The sequence below is a fragment of the Pseudomonas sp. Q12-87 genome, assembly GCF_001269755.1.
Lineage (GTDB): Bacteria > Pseudomonadota > Gammaproteobacteria > Pseudomonadales > Pseudomonadaceae > Aquipseudomonas > Aquipseudomonas fluorescens_S.
This window is the reverse complement of sequence record NZ_LHVI01000004.1, coordinates 416895-433506: the sequence shown is the minus strand read 5'-3', so window position 1 is coordinate 433506 and position 16612 is coordinate 416895. Positions and strand designations below refer to the sequence as shown.

General features: G+C 61.3%; 13 protein-coding genes. 2 read left to right on the top strand and 11 right to left on the bottom strand.

Annotated elements, in window-relative coordinates; all coding sequences use genetic code 11:
• Positions 1–7: 7 nt before the first annotated feature.
• On the bottom strand, positions 8–601 hold the full coding sequence (locus AD663_RS02985; protein WP_053213250.1) for an aminodeoxychorismate/anthranilate synthase component II: 594 nt from the start codon (positions 599–601) through the stop codon (positions 8–10).
• A 412-nt stretch (positions 602–1013) separates the two neighbouring features.
• Between AD663_RS02985 and estP the strand changes: the two genes are divergently transcribed.
• On the top strand, positions 1014–2921 hold the full coding sequence (estP, locus tag AD663_RS02980; RefSeq protein ID WP_003177712.1) for an esterase EstP: 1908 nt from the start codon (positions 1014–1016) through the stop codon (positions 2919–2921).
• Between the two features lie 73 nt (positions 2922–2994).
• On the opposite strand, the gene trpE is transcribed toward estP, so the two are convergent.
• From trpE to AD663_RS02930, 10 genes are all read right to left on the bottom strand, one after another.
• On the bottom strand, positions 2995–4476 hold the full coding sequence (trpE, locus tag AD663_RS02975; RefSeq protein ID WP_003177711.1) for an anthranilate synthase component I: 1482 nt from the start codon (positions 4474–4476) through the stop codon (positions 2995–2997).
• A 70-nt stretch (positions 4477–4546) separates the two neighbouring features.
• A complete protein-coding gene (locus AD663_RS02970) occupies positions 4547–5365 on the bottom strand; it encodes a phosphoglycolate phosphatase (protein WP_053213249.1) in 819 nt (272 codons plus the stop codon).
• Complete coding sequence (gene rpe / locus AD663_RS02965; protein WP_053213248.1) at positions 5362–6036, bottom strand: ribulose-phosphate 3-epimerase; 675 nt, start codon at positions 6034–6036, stop codon at positions 5362–5364. Before rpe ends, AD663_RS02970 begins: the two co-directional genes overlap by 4 nt.
• 78 nt (positions 6037–6114) lie before the next feature.
• Entirely contained in the window at positions 6115–7263 is a 1149-nt protein-coding gene (locus AD663_RS02960; protein WP_053213247.1) for an iron-containing alcohol dehydrogenase, read from the bottom strand.
• 203 nt (positions 7264–7466) lie between these two features.
• Positions 7467–8291: an ABC transporter permease gene (locus tag AD663_RS02955; RefSeq protein ID WP_003177707.1), complete on the bottom strand. Its 825-nt coding sequence runs from the start codon at positions 8289–8291 to the stop codon at positions 7467–7469.
• Positions 8292–8303: 12 nt separating this feature from the next.
• Positions 8304–9551, bottom strand: a complete 1248-nt coding sequence (locus tag AD663_RS02950; RefSeq protein ID WP_053213246.1) for an ABC transporter permease — start codon at positions 9549–9551, stop codon at positions 8304–8306.
• Positions 9552–9777: 226 nt separating this feature from the next.
• Entirely contained in the window at positions 9778–10821 is a 1044-nt protein-coding gene (locus AD663_RS02945) for an ABC transporter substrate-binding protein (protein ID WP_003177705.1), read from the bottom strand.
• 49 nt (positions 10822–10870) lie between these two features.
• Positions 10871–11995: an ABC transporter ATP-binding protein gene (locus AD663_RS02940; RefSeq protein ID WP_003177703.1), complete on the bottom strand. Its 1125-nt coding sequence runs from the start codon at positions 11993–11995 to the stop codon at positions 10871–10873.
• 337 nt (positions 11996–12332) lie between these two features.
• A complete protein-coding gene (locus AD663_RS02935; protein WP_003177702.1) occupies positions 12333–12962 on the bottom strand; it encodes a response regulator transcription factor in 630 nt (209 codons plus the stop codon).
• Between the two features lie 116 nt (positions 12963–13078).
• Positions 13079–15475, bottom strand: a complete 2397-nt coding sequence (locus tag AD663_RS02930) for a PAS domain S-box protein (protein ID WP_033045898.1) — start codon at positions 15473–15475, stop codon at positions 13079–13081.
• Between the two features lie 74 nt (positions 15476–15549).
• Between AD663_RS02930 and AD663_RS02925 the strand changes: the two genes are divergently transcribed.
• Complete coding sequence (locus AD663_RS02925) at positions 15550–16545, top strand: alpha/beta hydrolase family protein (protein ID WP_053213245.1); 996 nt, start codon at positions 15550–15552, stop codon at positions 16543–16545.
• Positions 16546–16612 lie beyond the last annotated feature (67 nt).

Below are 16612 nucleotides of genomic sequence, written 5' to 3'. Positions count from 1 at the left end.
AAAGTCCTTAGCGCATGCCGCCGGTTTGTTTGAGGAAGTTGGCGAACAGCTCGTGGCCCTGCTCGGTGAGAATAGACTCGGGATGAAATTGCACACCCTCGATGTTCAAGGTCTTGTGGCGCAAACCCATGATTTCATCCACCGAGCCGTCTTCAAGCTGCGTCCAGGCAGTCAACTCAAGGCAGTCAGGCAAGGTTTCGCGCTTGACGATCAGTGAGTGATAGCGGGTCACGGTCAGCGGATGATTGAGGCCTTCGAATACCCCCTTGTCCTCGTGGAATACCGGGCTAGTCTTACCGTGCATGACCTGCCGGGCACGCACCACATCGCCACCGAATGCCTGGCCGATCGACTGGTGCCCCAGGCAGACGCCAAGAATCGGCAGCTTGCCGGCGAAATATTTGATGGCCTCGATGGAGATGCCCGCTTCTGTCGGCGTGCAAGGACCGGGCGAGACCACAATGCGCTCGGGATTGAGGGCTTCGATTTCAGCGATGGTCAGTTCGTCGTTGCGCACGACCTTGACCTCGGAGCCTAGCTCGCCGAGGTACTGCACAACGTTATAGGTAAAAGAGTCGTAGTTATCGATCATCAGCAACATGGCGTAAGCAACCTATTGAATTCACTGACTTTAAATACAGCCTTCGGAGAGTGACCCGCACGGTGCTGCGCTTGGCAGGGCGGATGATGCCCCGGCGAAGCGGCTTCCAAGCGGGTAAAGAAGGCAAATCGGTACAGGTCCGGCCGGGGCCGGCGAAGAATGTCAGGCGCGCCAACGCCAGCGGGCGTGTGCCTTGATCATTTGATCCAGAAGTTTGCTGACAATCGACACAGGGGAAGTCTCGTTCATACGTCCCGGCACAGTAGCTTAGCTGGGCGGAGCACGCAATATGACCAACCCCGGAAGGGCTTTGAAACAATCGCGTCACGGCGGATAGATGGCAAAAGGCCGAAAGTTTTTGGTACTGTCGTTTCGTTTTCCCCACAAAAATAAGATAAAAACGGACTTTCCCATGATCAAACAGACATTATTCGTACCGATTGCCAGCTGTCTGCTCGCGATGGCCTGTGCCCAGGCCACCGCTGCGCCCAACCCTTATTCCAAGTTCATCGTGTTCGGTGACAGCCTCAACGATGCCGGCCAGTTCGCCGACCCGAACGGCCCCGCCGGGGCAACGCAGCGCTTCACCAATCGAACCGGCCCGTCCTATCTCGACGGCAGCGGCGAGAGCTACTCAGCCAACTCCACCCAACTGCTCGGCGGGCGCCTGGGTTATTCCGCCGACGAGACCGCCGCCTCCACATCGGCGGTGCGCGCCGGCGAGGGGCTGGCAGATGGCAACAACTGGGCGGTGGGTGGTTATCGTACCGATCAGATCCTGGAATCGATTACCGGCGTGTCCGATACCGGCGAGCGCAGTCGCCCCGGCTATCTGCAGTCCAATGGCCTGCGCGCCGATCCGAATGCGCTCTATTACATTTCCGGGGGCGGTAACGACTTCCTCCAAGGCTTGGTGTTGAGCCCTGCACAGGCGACCGCCGCCGCAGACCGCCTGGCCGACAGCGTTCAAGTGCTGCAAACCGCCGGCGCCCGTTATGTGATGGTCTGGCTGCTGCCCGACCTGGGCCTGACGCCGGCGCTGAATGGCACCCCATTGCAAGGCGCCGTCTCGCAGCTCAGCAATCAGTTCAACCAGCAACTCGTCACGCGACTGCAAGGCATCGATGCCGAAGTCATTCCACTGAACGTTCCGTTGCTGCTGCAAGAAAGCTTCGCCGACCCGGCACGGTTCGGCCTCGCCACCGGGGAGAACCTCACAGCCACCTGTTTCAGCGGCAACGGCTGCACGGAAAACGCCACCTATGGCATCAACAGCGCCACGCCTGACCCTAGCAAACTGATCTACAACGACTCGGTTCACCCTACCGAAGCCGGGCAAAAACTGATCGCCGACTACGCCTACTCCTTGCTTTCAGCGCCTTGGGAACTGACGTTGCTGCCGGAAATGGCCCACTCGACCTTGCGGGCCCACCAGGATGAATTGCGCAGCCAATGGCAATCGGATTGGGAGAACTGGCAAGCAGTCGGCCAATGGCGAGCCATTGTCGCTGGCGGCGGCCAGCATCTGGACATGGACAGCCAAGGCAGCGGTGCCAGCGCCGACGGGAGCGGCTACAGCCTGAACATCGGCGGCAGCTATCGGCTCAACGAGGCGTGGCGCGTGGGGGTTGCCGCCGGGCTCTACCGCCAGGACATGGATGCCGGCCATAACGATTCGAACTACAAACTCAACAGCTACCTGGCGACAGCATTCGCCCAATTCCAGCAAAACCGTTGGTGGGCCGACGCCGCACTGACCGGCGGCAAGCTCGACTACGACAACCTGGAGCGCAAATTCGACCTGGGCGTCAACGAAGCGCAGGAGAAAGGCGACACCGATGGCCACCTGTGGGCGTTCAGCACCCGCGTGGGCTACGACATTGCCCAGCCGGGCAGCGAGTGGCACCTGTCACCGTTCATCAGCGCTGATTATGCGAAGGTGGAAGTCGACGGCTATTCGGAAAAGAGCAGCCGCTCCACAGCCCTGACGTTTGATGATCAGACCCGCGATTCGAAGCGCCTGGGGATTGGCTTGCAAGGCAAATACAACTTCACCCGCCAGACCCAGGTGTTCGGCGAATATGCCCACGAACGTGAGTATGAAGACGACACGCAGAAGGTGAATATCGCCCTCAACAGCCTGCCGGCCAACGACTTCACCCTAGAGGGCTATACACCGCAGAGCCACCTGAACCGCTTGAGCGTTGGGGTCAGCCACAAACTGACCAACGACCTGGCGCTGCGGGGCGGTTATACCTTGCGCAAGGATGATGACCTGACCCAGCAAGGCATCAGCCTGGGCGTCAGTCTGGATTTCTGATCGCGGAAAACCCTGTGGGAGCGAGCTCGCTCCCACACTGATCGAGTTGCCATAGTTGTATGTTGAAAGACTTTCAGTCTTTTGGGGTCTGCTCGGCCAATGCCACGGCGCGGAACATCGCGCGGCGCTTGTTCAGGGTTTCTTCCCATTCCAGTGCCGGCACCGAGTCGGCGACGATGCCACCACCCGCCTGAACGTGCAGTTCACCGTCCTTGATGACGGCGGTGCGGATGGCAATCGCAGTGTCCATGTTGCCGTTCCAGGCGAAGTAACCCACCGCCCCGCCGTATACCCCACGCTTGACCGGTTCCAGTTCGTCGATGATTTCCATCGCGCGAATTTTCGGCGCGCCAGACAACGTGCCCGCCGGCAGGATCGCGCGTAAGGCGTCCATCGCCGTCAGCCCGGCCTTCAATTGACCGGTGACGTTGGAGACGATGTGCATCACGTTGGAATAGCGCTCGATGACCATCTTCTCGGTGAGCTTCACCGAACCGACTTCCGAGACGCGCCCGGTGTCGTTGCGGCCCAGGTCGATCAGCATCAGGTGCTCGGCGATTTCCTTGTCGTCCGACAGCAGGTCCTCCTCCAGCGCCCGATCCGCCTCTTCCGTGGCGCCACGCGGGCGGGTACCGGCAATCGGCCGCACGGTAATCAGGTTGTCTTCGACCCGCACCAGCACTTCCGGCGAACTGCCCACGACATGGAAGTCACCGAAGTTGAAGAAGTACATGTAGGGCGTTGGGTTGAAGCAGCGCAGCGCCCGATAAAGATCGATGGGCGCAGCCTTGAAGTCGATGGACATGCGCTGCGACGGCACGACCTGCATGCAATCGCCAGCCAGGATGTACTCCTTGATGGTATCGACGGCTTTTTCGTAGTCGCCCTGGGTGAAACTTGAGCGGAACACCGGATCGGCCGCCGACTGCTTGCTGAAATCCAGGCCTGGGCGCGGGGTAATTGGCTGACGGAGCTTTTCCAGGAGTGCCTGCAGACTTTTCTGACCTTGCTCGTAGGCATCTTCCCGGGACGGGTCGGCCAGGACGATGGCGTGCATCTTGCCAGCGAGGTTGTCGAAGACCACCACGGCGTCGGAAACCATCAGCAAGATGTCCGGCACGCCGAGTGGATCGGGGTTCGGACAGGCACCCAGGCGTTTCTCCACGTAGCGCACGCAGTCGTAGCCGAAGTACCCCACCAAGCCACCATTGAAACGCGGCAAGCCGGGAATGGTCGGCACGTTGTAGCGGGCCTTGAAGGTTTCAACGAAGGCCAACGGGTCTTCGACTTCGAGGCTTTCGATCTCGACGCCGTCGTGGGTCACGCTGATGCGATGGTCATGGACCCGCAATACGGTGCGGCACGGCAAGCCGATGATGGAATAACGGCCCCATTTCTCACCGCCCTGCACCGACTCGAGCAGATAGGAATTGGGCTCGTCGGCCAGCTTGAGGTAGATCGACAGCGGCGTATCGAAGTCGGCCAGGGTTTCGCAGGCAAGCGGGATGCGGTTGTAGCCGGCAGCGGCTAGGCGCAGGAATTCTTCACGGATCATGGGGTGCCTCGTGGCATGAGGAGCTGACAGTCAGGTATGCAAACGCGCCGGATAACCGGCCTGGATCAGGTCAGGCGCGCCAACGCCAGCGGGCCAGGGCCTTCATGACTTTCATCCAGAGTTTGCGAGTGACCACCACGATGGCGTTTCCAGAAGAGGATTGAACAGCGTCGGGCAACGTTATCTCAGCGGCCGGGTCCAGGCAACTGGGAATTAGCAGGCGCAAATCGTCGATCACCAGCGTAGGAAACTCTTCGGCGATGGGCCGGCCATGGTTGTAGCCGTAACTCAGCGCCACACACTTGACCCCCGCCGCTTTCGCCGCCAGCACATCGCTGCGCGAGTCGCCGACGAATAACGATTGCGAGGCCGGGATGTTGGCCATTTTCATGACGAAGAACAGCGCCGCCGGGTCGGGCTTTTTTTGTGGCAGGGTGTCGCCGCCGATGATCCAGCGGAAATAACGACCGATTTTCATCTCATCCAGCAACGGCGCGACGAAGCGCTCCGGTTTGTTGGTGATCAAGGCCATTTCCACGCCTTGTTTTTTCAGCCATTTGAGTGTGGAGCGCACACCGGGATAGACCACGGTCAGCTCATGGTTGCCTTCATAGGCTTCGTTGAACAGCTCCAGCGCCCGCTCAGCCTCGGCATCATCCACACCGTTGGTATCGATGTGGTTGGCCAGGGCCCGGCGCACCAGCATGGGCGCGCCATTGCCGACCCACTGGCGCACCGCATCGATGCCGGCGGGCGGGCGACCAAGCTTGAGCAGCATATTGTCCACGGCGGCCGCGAGGTCCGGGACCGAATCGACCAGCGTGCCATCGAGGTCGAACATCACCAGGCGCGGCAGGCTGCCGGGGAACAGCTGCTCGAAGCCGCTCATGGACGCGCCAAGGCCAGTTCAGCGCGCATCTTTTCAATCACCTCTTGGTAGTCCGGCGCATTGAAGATCGCCGAGCCGGCCACAAAGGTGTCGGCGCCGGCCGCAGCGATCTCACGGATATTGCCCACGTTCACGCCACCATCGATTTCCAGGCGGATGTCACGCCCCGAGGCATCGATCAATGCGCGGGCTTCGCGCAGCTTGTCGAGGGTGCCAGGGATGAATTTCTGTCCGCCGAAGCCAGGGTTGACGCTCATGAGCAGGATCATATCGACCTTGTCCATCACGTACTTGAGCACGTCCAGGGGCGTTGCCGGGTTGAACACCAGGCCGGCCTTGCAGCCGCCCTCGCGGATCAATTGCAAGGAGCGATCAACGTGCAGCGTCGCTTCGGGGTGGAAGGTGATGTAGGTGGCGCCGGCTTCGATGAAGTCACCCACGATCCGATCCACCGGGCTGACCATCAGGTGCGCGTCGATCGGCGCAGTGATGCCGTACTTGCGCAGCGCCGCGCAAACCATCGGACCGATGGTCAGGTTGGGCACGTAATGGTTGTCCATGACGTCGAAGTGCACGATGTCGGCCCCGGCGGCCAGAACGTTGTCCACTTCTTCGCCCAGGCGGGCAAAGTCGGCGGAGAGAATCGACGGAGCAATAGCGAAGGGCTGCATGATGCACCTGTTTTGAGCAGAATCACGATGGCGCGCATTGTATACCTCAAGATTTGGCGCGCACACCGTGACAGTCGATCAATACGCTGCGCGGTAGATCTTCTCGATGTCGCCGGCGCTCAGCTTGCGCGGGTTGTTGCGCATCAGCCGCTCGATCCCGGCGGCCTCCACGGCCATCGAGGGGATTACGTCCGCGGTCACGCCCAGGCCACTCAAGCCCTTGGGGATTTCCACGGCGGCACACAGCGCGATCATGGCTTCCACGGCTTCGTCCGCGGCTTCAAGGTCGCTCAAATGGGCGGTCTTGACGCCCATGGCCTCGGCGATCTCGCGCATGCGCTCGACGCAGGCGAGCTTGTTCCATGCCATGACATACGGCAGCAACAAGGCATTGGCGACGCCATGGGACACGTGAAAGCGCCCGCCCAACGGATACGCCAGCGCATGCACCGCTCCAACGCCGGCATTGCCGAACGCCATGCCGGCCATCAGGCTGGCAGTGGCCATGTCTTCGCGGGCTTGCAGGTGGGCGGGGTTGGCATAGGCCTTGGGCAGTGCGCGGGTGATCAGTTTGATCGCGCCGATGGCCAGGGCATCGGTGATGGGCGATGCGTTGAGTGACAGGTAGGCCTCGATGGCATGCACCAACGCGTCGACACCACTGGAAGCCGTCACGCCGCGAGGGCATGTAAGGGTCATTTGTGGGCTGACCAACGCCACGTCCGGCAGTAGGTAATCACTGACGATGCCTTTTTTCAGCTGTGCGGCCTTGTCGGAAAGTATCGCCACGTTGGTGACTTCCGAACCGGTCCCGGCGGTGGTGGGGATGGCAATCATGGGCGCGCCTTTGCGCGGTACTTGATCGACACCGAACATGTCCTGCAGCTCGCCGTGGTACCCGGCGTAGACGCCTACGCATTTGGCGATGTCGATGGCACTGCCGCCGCCCAGGCCGATCAGGCCGTCATGGCCACCGTCGCGGTAGGCCTGCATGCAGTCCTCGACGATGGCGATTTCCGGGTCGGGCATGACCCGGTCGAAAATTTCGTAGTCGCGCCCGCCCAGATGCTGCAAGGCCAGCTCGACGGTGCCGGACTTGACCAGCGCGGCGTCGGTCACGATCAGCGGGTTATCGACGTCAAGCCGTGTCAGCTCGGCCGCCAGTTGTTCGATGGCAGCGGCGCCGGTAATCAGTTTGTGGGCGATCTTGAATGAGGAAAGACTCATGTGCGCGGCCTCTTATTCGAGTATGGGCTGGCACAAGGATAGCTCGGTATTGGGGGTTGTCTGCTATTCGGCTTATGAATACGCCGCAAACCCATTGTGGGAGCGGGCTTGCTCGCGAATACGGCGGCACATTCAACATTTGTGTCGACTGGCACACCGCATTCGCGAGCAAGCCCGCTCCCACACTGGAGCCATGTAAGACGTTATACCTGGGCAGTGCGCAACTTCTCACTGCGCCCACGCAACCACTCCAGGGTCAGCAGCAGAATCACCGAAAAGGCGATCAGCAGCGTCGCCGCAGCGGCAATGGTAGGGCTGAGGTTTTCACGGATGCCGCTGAACATCTGCCGTGGCAGGGTTGCTTGCTCGGGGCCGGCCAGGAACAGCGTTACCACCACTTCGTCGAACGACGTCGCGAAGGCAAACAGCGCTCCGGAGATTACGCCCGGGGCAATCAATGGCAGGGTCACCCGACGGAACGCCGTCAATGGCGAAGCACCAAGGCTGGCAGCGGCCCGGACCAGGTTGTGGTTGAACCCCTGCAAGGTCGCCGACACCGTGATGATGACGAACGGCACGCCCAGCACCGCGTGAACCACGATCAGCGAAAGGAAGCTGTTGCCCATGCCCAACGGCGCGAAAAACAGATAGCTGGCGACACCGATGATCACCACCGGCACCACCATGGGCGAAATCACCAGGGCCATTACCAGCGCCTTGCCCGGGAAATCGCCGCGGGTCAGGCCAATAGCCGCCAGCGTACCGAAGACCATCGCCAGCAAGGTCGCCGCCGGGGCCACGACAATGCTGTTCTTCAACGCTCGCATCCATTCGGCCGAGGCGAAGAAATCGTGGTACCACTGCAACGAAAAGCCTTGCAGCGGGTACACCAGGAAACTACCGGAGTTGAACGACAGCGGAATAATCACCAGCACCGGCAGGATCAGGAACAACAGGATCAGCCCGCAGAGTGTGCGCAAGCTGTAGAACCACACCCGTTCGATGGGAGACATATAAGGACTCAACATTTTGATCTCCCCTTAGCTCAGGCGCAGGCGACTGGCGCCTACCAGTCGGTTGTAAATCAGGTAAAGCACGACGGTCGCCAGCAGGAGCAGCCCGCCGAGTGCTGTGGCCATGCCCCAGTTGATGCTGGTGTTGGTGTAGAACGCCACGAAATAGCTGACCATCTGGTCGTTCGGGCTGCCCAGCAGCGCCGGCGTGATGTAATAGCCGATAGCGAGGATGAACACCAACAGGCAGCCGGCGCCGACACCGGCGTAGGTCTGCGGGAAATATACCCGCCAGAAACTGGCGAACGGATGGCAGCCCAGGGAAATCGCCGCACGCATGTAGGTGGGCGAAATGCCCTTCATCACGCTGTAGATCGGCAAGATCATGAACGGCAACAGGATGTGCACCATGGAGATGTAGACACCGGTGCGGTTGAACACCAGCTCCAACGGTTTATCGATGATTCCCATGGCCATCAGGGCGCTGTTGATCAGGCCACCCGATTGCAGCAGCACGATCCACGCCGCGACTCGTACCAGGATCGAAGTCCAGAACGGCAGCAGTACCAGGATCATCAGCAGGTTGCTCTGGCGTGATGGCAGGTTCGCCAACAGATAGGCCAGCGGATAGGCCAGCACCAGGCAGATCGCAGTGATCACCAGGCCCATCCAGAAAGTACGGGTAAAGATGTCGAGGTAGATGGCTTGGTCCGGCGTGGCCGGGGCCAGTTCGCCGAGGTCATCGATGCGGTGATCGACGGCCGCCAGCAGGTAATAAGGGGTGACGTTGCTGGTATTACGACGGATCACCTGCCAATACGCGGGGTCGCCCCAGCGCTCGTCGAGGTTTTCCAGTGCTTCTTTATAGGAGGCCGGCTCAGTGGCAAACGGCAACGCCCGAGCGGTCTTGGTCAACAGGCTGCGATAGCCGGCCAGCTCCATGTTCAGGCGCTTGGACAAGTCGCCGAGGGTCTGATTCTTGCGAGCTTCGGCCAGGTCTTCACTGGCGGCCTTGTACACCGGTTCGCCGGGCAATCCGCGTCCGTCCCATGCTGCGACGGCCGCTACGGTGCGCGGCATGGCGCCCACGACTTCCGGGTTGCTGACGCTTTTGAACAACAGCGCCACGATCGGCACCAGAAACACCAGCAACAGAAACAGCACCAGCGGCGCAATCAAGGCCTGGGCCTTCCAGCGGTTGACCCGCTCGGCGCGCTTGAGCCGCTGCTTCAGGGTGGGGCTGGTGCCTGCGTTCAGTGGAACGGCGATGGCCATGGCGAACTCCGCAAATCTTTTGATCGTTACAGGGGCGGCGGGCCGCCTCTGTTCTGTTGAAATCGCAACCTGTGCGAGCGGGTCATTGTGGCGAGCGAGCTTGCTCGCGCTGGGCTGCGAAGCGGCCCCAAAACTTTGTCGGCAACGCCAATTTTGTGAGTGCTGCGCACTCAAGCGGGAGCAAGCTCCCTCGCCACAAAAGCCCGTTTACCCATGAACGCTGGGGTTACTTCGCAGCCCAGGAGTTGAAACGCTGCTCCAGTTGCTCGCCGTTGTCAGCCCAGAAGCTGACGTCGATCTGCACCTGGTTGGCGATGTTTTCCGGGGTGGTTGGCATGTCCTTGAGGACATCCTTGGCCAGCAACGGAACGGCTTGGGTATTGGCCGGGCCGTAGGCGATGTTTTCCGAGTAGGTCTTTTGCTGCTGCGGTGCCACCGAGTAAGCGATGAATTTCTTCGCCGCTTCGGCGCGGGTCTTGTCCAGGCCACGTGGGATGGCCCAGGCGTCGAAGTCGTAGATACCGCCGTTCCACACCACTTTCAGGTTGCTTTCTTTCTGCACCGCGGCGATCCGGCCGTTGTAGGCCGAGCTCATGACCACGTCACCGGAGGCCAGGTATTGCGGTGGCTGGGCGCCGGCTTCCCACCACTGGATGTTCGGCTTGAGCTCGTCAAGCTTCTTGAAGGCGCGATCCTGGCCGTCCTTGCCAGCCAGCACCTTGTAGACGTCCTTCGGCGCGACGCCGTCGGCCATCAGGGCGAATTCCAGGGTGTATTTGGCGCCTTTACGCAGGCCACGCTTGCCCGGGAATTGCTTGGTGTCCCAGAAATCTGCCCAACTGGTCGGTGCGGTTTTCAGTTTGTCGGCGTTGTAGGCCAGCACGGTCGACCATACGAAGAAGCCTACGCCGCAAGGCTGGATTGCGCCTTTGACGTAGTCTTCAGCCTTACCGAACAAGGCTGGGTCCAGTTGCTCGAACATGTCTTCGTCGCAACCACGGGACAACTCTGGAGACTCGACTTCCACCAGGTCCCACGAAACGCTCTTGGTGTCGACCATGGCCTTGACCTTGGCCATCTCACCGTTGTACTCGCCAGCGACGATCTTGCCGTTACCGGCCGCTTCCCACGGTGCGTAGAAGGCTTTGACCTGCGCCGCCTTGTTCGCCCCGCCAAAAGACACAACGGTCAGGTCCGGGCCCGCCGCCATCGCGCTTGCCGTACCCATCATGCCCAGAGTCAGGGCTGTGAACTTCAGGGATCTCAACATTTATTGTTCTCTCCACGTGCAGGGTTGGTGTTGGTACAGCAGGGGGCGATCAATTCGCCTCTAAAAGGGGATCGAGCGCACGCACATGCTCGACTTGCCAGCCAAGCGGAACCACGTCCCCGACGGCGAGCCCGGGATCGAGCTCGGCAATCGGTTGTTTCACGAAGAAGTCATTCTTGCCGCAGACTTCCAGGCGAACCCGGACGTGGTCGCCCAGATAGATGAATTCCGCCACCCTCCCTGAGAAGCGGTTGACACATTGTTCGCTTGCGCCGTTGAGACTCACCCGTTCCGGGCGGATCGACAACGTCACCGGTTCACCGGCCTTGCCAACATTGACCGCCAAGGCCTCGACCTTTTCACCGCGGCCCAGCTCTACCAGGCAGCGATCGCCGGTCTGGCTGTGCAGGCGGCCGTTGAGGCGGTTGTTCTCACCGATGAAGTTGGCGACGAAAGTGTTTTTCGGCTCTTCGTAGAGCGTGCGCGGTGGGGCGATCTGTTGGATCTCACCCTGATGGAACACCGCCACGCGGTCGGACATGGTCAAGGCTTCGCCCTGGTCGTGGGTCACGTAGACCACCGTCACGCCGAGGCGCTGATGCAGGTGCTTGATTTCCATCTGCATGTGTTCACGCAGTTGCTTGTCCAGCGCACCGAGGGGTTCGTCCATCAGTACCAGCTGTGGTTCGAACACCAGGGCCCGGGCCAGGGCCACCCGTTGCTGCTGGCCACCGGACAATTGCGCCGGGTAGCGTTGGGCGAAGGTATCCAACTGGACCATGCTCAGCACACGCTTGACTCGATCGCTCACGTCGCTCTTGTTCAGGCCACGCACGGTCAGCGGGAATGCGAGGTTCTCGGAGACGGTCATGTGCGGGAACAAGGCGTAGTTCTGGAACACCATGCCGATGTCGCGCTTGTGCGGCGGCACATTGTTGATGGAGCGCCCGGCCAGCAGGATCTCGCCGGCGGTTGGGGTTTCAAAGCCGGCGAGCATCATCAGGCTGGTGGTCTTGCCGGAGCCGGACGGCCCGAGCAGGGTGAGGAATTCGCCTTTGCGAATATCCAGGTTGAGGTCTTTGACGATCAGGTTCTCGCCATCGTAGCTCTTTTGCACACCACGAAAGCTGACCAGCACATCACTGGTCCCCGCGCTTGAATCGACCTGGCTCATACCCGCACCTTTTGTATTGATGACTGCTTGTGAATCAAGCCTAGTGGAGCCTGGAGCCCGCGCAAATCGGGGTGCAGGAGAGAATGGCCTCAGCCGGATGGAAGAGTCGGGGTAGGGATTGCCCTACAGGGATGGCGGGATTGGATAAGGGCAGCGGTCAGTCATGAGCTGCAAGCTGCAAGCGTGGGGCAAAAGCGCTGTTGGGGTGTGTCGTAAACAGATATGCCGACACAAAACCCTGTGGGAGCGGGCTTGCTCGCGAATGCGGTGTGACAGTCGATACAGATGGAACTGACGCACCGCATTCGCGAGCAAGCCCGCTCCTACAAGGTGAGTGTCAGAGCAACTTGTGCTCCATCGCGTACTTCACCAGTTCCGCCAATGAGGTGATGTTGAGCTTCTGCATCAGCCGCGCCTTGTGGGTGCTGATGGTCTTGCTGCTCAGGGCCAGTTGCTGAGCGATGTCGTTGACGTTGGCGCCTTGGGCCAAGCGCTCGAAGACCGAGAATTCGCGCTCGGACAGCAGCGAATGCAGCGGGCGCGTATCGGTCAGGCCGACTTCGAAGACCATGCGGTCGGCCAGGTCCGGATCGATGTAGCGTCCGCCGGCAGCGACCTTGCGAATCGCCATGAGCAGCAACGCTGGGTCGCTGTCCTTGGTCGCGTAGCCGGCGGCCCCGACTTTCAGGGCGCGAGCGGCCATTTGCGCCTCGTCATGCATCGACAACACCAGGATGGCCGGCGGATTGTTCAGCGCACGAATCCGTGGGATTGCCTCCAGGCCGTTGACACCGGGCATGGAAATATCCAGCAGCACCACTTCGCAGGGCACGTGCCGCAGGGTCTCGAGCAGTTGCTCGCCATTGCTCGCCTCCCCTACCACTAAAAGATCCTTGGCCAGGCCGATCAACTGCTTGATGCCTTCTCGGACAATGGTGTGGTCTTCGGCTACCAGTACACGGATCACGTTTTCCTCCAGTTTGACAGGTCATCGCGAGCAGGCTCGCTCCCACAAAGTTCTATGTACACATCGATCACTGTGGGAGCGAGCCTGCTCGCGAAAGCGCCAGCCCAGGCAACCCATCAGGCGTCGCTAAACGGCACCCGCACCGCCAGGGTCGTCCCCTCCCCCGGCTCACTTTCCAGGGATAACTGTCCGCCCATGATCAATACCCGCTCACGCATGCCGACCAGGCCAAAGGATGTCGGCCGGCCCGTATTGGCAACAAAGCCTACACCGTCATCGCTGACCGTCAGACACAATTCGTCACCTTGCCGGACCAGCGTCAATTCCACCGTATGCGCCTGGGCATGGCGCATCACGTTGGTCAGCGCTTCCTGAAGAATCCGGAACAGGCCGATGGCCTTGGCGTCGCTCAACCGCGGCAGGTTGTCCGGCACCTGCACCAGGCATGGAATCTGCGTCCGCGCCTCGAAGCGCCGAGCCTGCCATTCGATGGCCGAGGCGATGCCGGCATCGAGGATTGGCGGGCGCAACGCCGTCGCCACGTCCCGCACCAGTTGGAATAGCTGTGCAATCAGGCGCTTCATACTGTTGAGCCGTTCCTGCAGGCCCGGGTCCAGTTGGGCGTAGGCCAGTTCGCACATGGACGTCTCCAGTTTCAGTACCGTCAGCATCTGGCCCAACTCATCGTGGACTTCCCGGGCAATGCGCGCCTTTTCCTCTTCCCGCACGCTTTCCAGGTGCGCCGACAACTCACGCAGCTGTTCCCGAGAGCTGGCCAGTTCCAGTTCGATGCGTTTGCTCTCGGTAATGTCCCAGACGATGCCGTCCCAGACATAGGCGCCGTCTTCGAGACGCCGGGTAATCGCTTTGATCTCGGCCCAGCGCTCCTGGCCTTCGCGGGTCAGGATGCGGCCCTGCCATGACCAGTCGCTGTCGCTGTCCAGTGCCTGGTCCTGGGTGCGGTGGTAACCGGCCTTGTCGTCCGGGTGCACCAGGCTGCGCAAGCCAGTGTCGCTGCGAGCCAGGGTCGCGGGGGAATAACCGACCAGGCTTTCGCTGCCTTCGCTGATGTAGGCAAAGTCGATCTGGCCGGTCACCGGCGCCCGCTCCAGGCGAAAGACCAGGCCCGGCACGTTGGCGGCGATGCCTTGCAGGCGCGCCTCACTTTCGCGCAACGCCGCCAGCGCCCGGCGGCGCTCGGTCACATCGTTGAGGTAGACCACCAGGTATTCGGCGTCGCGAAAACGCAGGAAGCTCAAGGAGACATCCGCCGGCAGGATGCTGCCATCGGCTCGCACGCATTCGGTCTCGAAACTCTGCGGCCCGTCGTCACTGGCCCGGGCGCGCTTCCACAGGTTCAGCCAGCGGTCCATGTGCAGGCCCGGTTCAAAATCGATCAACGGGCGGTCGATGAGGGCCCCGGGGGCATAGCCAAGCATGAGCTCCGCCGCTCGGTTGGCGTAACGCACGTGGCTGTCCCAGTTGACCCACAGGATGCCGACGGTGCTTTGATCGATGGAAAACTGGGTCAGGCGCAAGGCTTCTTCGCTGGCCGCACGCTGGGCGATGTCCTCTCTTGCGGCACGCAGGCGGCGTTCAAGTCCACGTTGCTGGCGGCGTTGCCAGAACACGATGGCGACGCTGCTCAACAACAGGGCCAGCATCAACAGGGTCAGGTTCTGCCAGAAGCCCGGGGTCTCGGTCAGGCGCGGGTATTTTGGCTTGAGCCAACGGCTGTGCAATTGTTCCAGCTCCTTGGCCGGGATCGCCTGCAAAGCGCTGTCGATGATCTCGCCAAGTTCCGGCCAGTCCCGGCGGGTGGCAACCCTCAGCAATTGCGGCAGACCGATGTCGCCGACCACCGCAAGCTCGGCGAACTCGGGCTCGACCATCAATCGCCCCAGTTGCGCCTCATCGACCACCGCGTACCGGGCCTGCTGGGTCAGCAGCAATTGCAGGGCCTCGCGCTCCATCGGCACGCCTTGCAGATTCAGCGTCGGGTAATTGCTGCGCAGGTAATCAGCGGTGGCGCTGGGCATGCGCACGGCGACCCGGGCCTGGCTGTCGAGTTTTTCCAGTTCAACCCCTTCGGCACCTTTTTGCGCACCGACGATCAACTGCGGTACGCGCATGTAAGGATCGGAAAACTGCCAGAGCTTGAGCCCACCCGGCGTCTGGGTGAGCCCAGGGGCAAGATCCACTTCGCCGTCGCGCACCGCTGCTTCCAACTGCGCCACGTCTTGGAAATTGCGCCAGGTCAGTTCGACGTTCAGGGCTTTGCCCAGCCATTGCATCAGCTCGACGTTGGTGCCGGACAAGCGTTGCAAACGCCGGTCGTACTGCGCATAGGGCGCCTGCAATACCAGCCCGACCCGCAACTGCGGATGTTGCGCCAGCCACTCGCGCTGGACGGTGTTCAATTGCATGGCATGCGTCGACGGCGCGGGCGCGGCCCACGTCATCAAGGGAAGCCATAAACAGCCGATAACCCACAGGCAGCAAAAACGCATCATCGAAGTCTCACGCACTGACAAATACTGACCAACCCTTTAGGCTGCCGGAAATACTTCTGGTCATGGAATATCCGATGCCCTCTGTTTACCGCCTGGCATTGCCAGCATTGTGCCTGTCGCTGATCCTGCCAAGTGCCTTTTCTGTCCAGGCCGAAGAAAAGGCGCCCGCCGCCGCAGAGCAAGCCGCCGAGGAAAAACCCGTCGAGCGCCAGCCCTTGCCCGAGCGTAGCCAGGAAGAAGCGAACGCACTGGAACGACAAATCCCGGTCCAGGAACAACAACAGTTGCAGACTGGCGGCGATACCTTCCTCGCGCTCTGGAAACCAGCCAATACCAGCGACCCCAAGGGCGCGGTCATCATAATTCCCGGGGCCGGCGAAACAGCTGACTGGCCTCAAGTCATCGGTCCTTTGCGCAAAAAATTGCCCGATGTCGAATGGAGCAGCCTGAGTATCACCCTGCCAGACCTGCAAGGCGACGTCATTGCGCCACGTGTGGTGGAAACACCTCCCGAGACCAAGCCAGCCGACACGGCCGCCGCCGCACCGGATGCCACCACGGCAGCGCCCATCGAACAGGTTGCCGGGGGAGAAGCCGACGCCGCGGACCCGGTCGCAGCCCAAACCGATGAAGAACACGCCCAGGCCGATGCCGAGCGCATCTTCGCCCGTATCGATGCGGCACTGGCCTACGCCGAACAGCAGAGCGCCCGCAGCATCGTGCTGCTGGGCCACGGCACCGGCGCCTATTGGGCAGCGCGCTACTTGAATGAAAAACAGCCTTCGCAGATCGAGCGTTTCGTGATGGTCGCCGCCCAGACGCCGGTGACCGCCAAACCCGGCCTTGCCGAGCTGACCCCGACTTTGAAATTGGCAACCGCCGACATTTTCTACATGGACAAGTCGCTGGATCGCAACGCGGCGCTGGAACGCTTGCAGGCAAGCAAGCGCCTCAAAGGCTCGACTTTCAGCCAGGTTTCCCTAAAGGCCCTGCCCAACCCATCGGCGGAGCAGGAACAGCTGTTTCGGCGGGTTCGGGGTTGGTTGAATCCGCAGAAGGTGGGGGAATGAGGCTTGCCCGCTCTTTGAGTCGGCGCACCATCTACCGTGGCGAGGGAGCTTGCTCCCGCTGGAGCGC

Bases quoted from the DNA above. Each gene is read 5' to 3' on its own strand.
- AD663_RS02985 (WP_053213250.1), bottom strand. From the start codon at position 601: ATGTTGCTGATGATCGATAACTACGACTCTTTTACCTATAACGTTGTG.
- estP (WP_003177712.1), top strand. From the start codon at position 1,014: ATGATCAAACAGACATTATTCGTACCGATTGCCAGCTGTCTGCTCGCG.
- trpE (WP_003177711.1), bottom strand. From the start codon at position 4,476: ATGATCCGTGAAGAATTCCTGCGCCTAGCCGCTGCCGGCTACAACCGC.
- AD663_RS02970 (WP_053213249.1), bottom strand. From the start codon at position 5,365: ATGAGCGGCTTCGAGCAGCTGTTCCCCGGCAGCCTGCCGCGCCTGGTG.
- rpe (WP_053213248.1), bottom strand. From the start codon at position 6,036: ATGCAGCCCTTCGCTATTGCTCCGTCGATTCTCTCCGCCGACTTTGCC.
- AD663_RS02960 (WP_053213247.1), bottom strand. From the start codon at position 7,263: ATGAGTCTTTCCTCATTCAAGATCGCCCACAAACTGATTACCGGCGCC.
- AD663_RS02955 (WP_003177707.1), bottom strand. From the start codon at position 8,291: ATGTTGAGTCCTTATATGTCTCCCATCGAACGGGTGTGGTTCTACAGC.
- AD663_RS02950 (WP_053213246.1), bottom strand. From the start codon at position 9,551: ATGGCCATCGCCGTTCCACTGAACGCAGGCACCAGCCCCACCCTGAAG.
- AD663_RS02945 (WP_003177705.1), bottom strand. From the start codon at position 10,821: ATGTTGAGATCCCTGAAGTTCACAGCCCTGACTCTGGGCATGATGGGT.
- AD663_RS02940 (WP_003177703.1), bottom strand. From the start codon at position 11,995: ATGAGCCAGGTCGATTCAAGCGCGGGGACCAGTGATGTGCTGGTCAGC.
- AD663_RS02930 (WP_033045898.1), bottom strand. From the start codon at position 15,475: ATGATGCGTTTTTGCTGCCTGTGGGTTATCGGCTGTTTATGGCTTCCC.
- AD663_RS02925 (WP_053213245.1), top strand. From the start codon at position 15,550: ATGCCCTCTGTTTACCGCCTGGCATTGCCAGCATTGTGCCTGTCGCTG.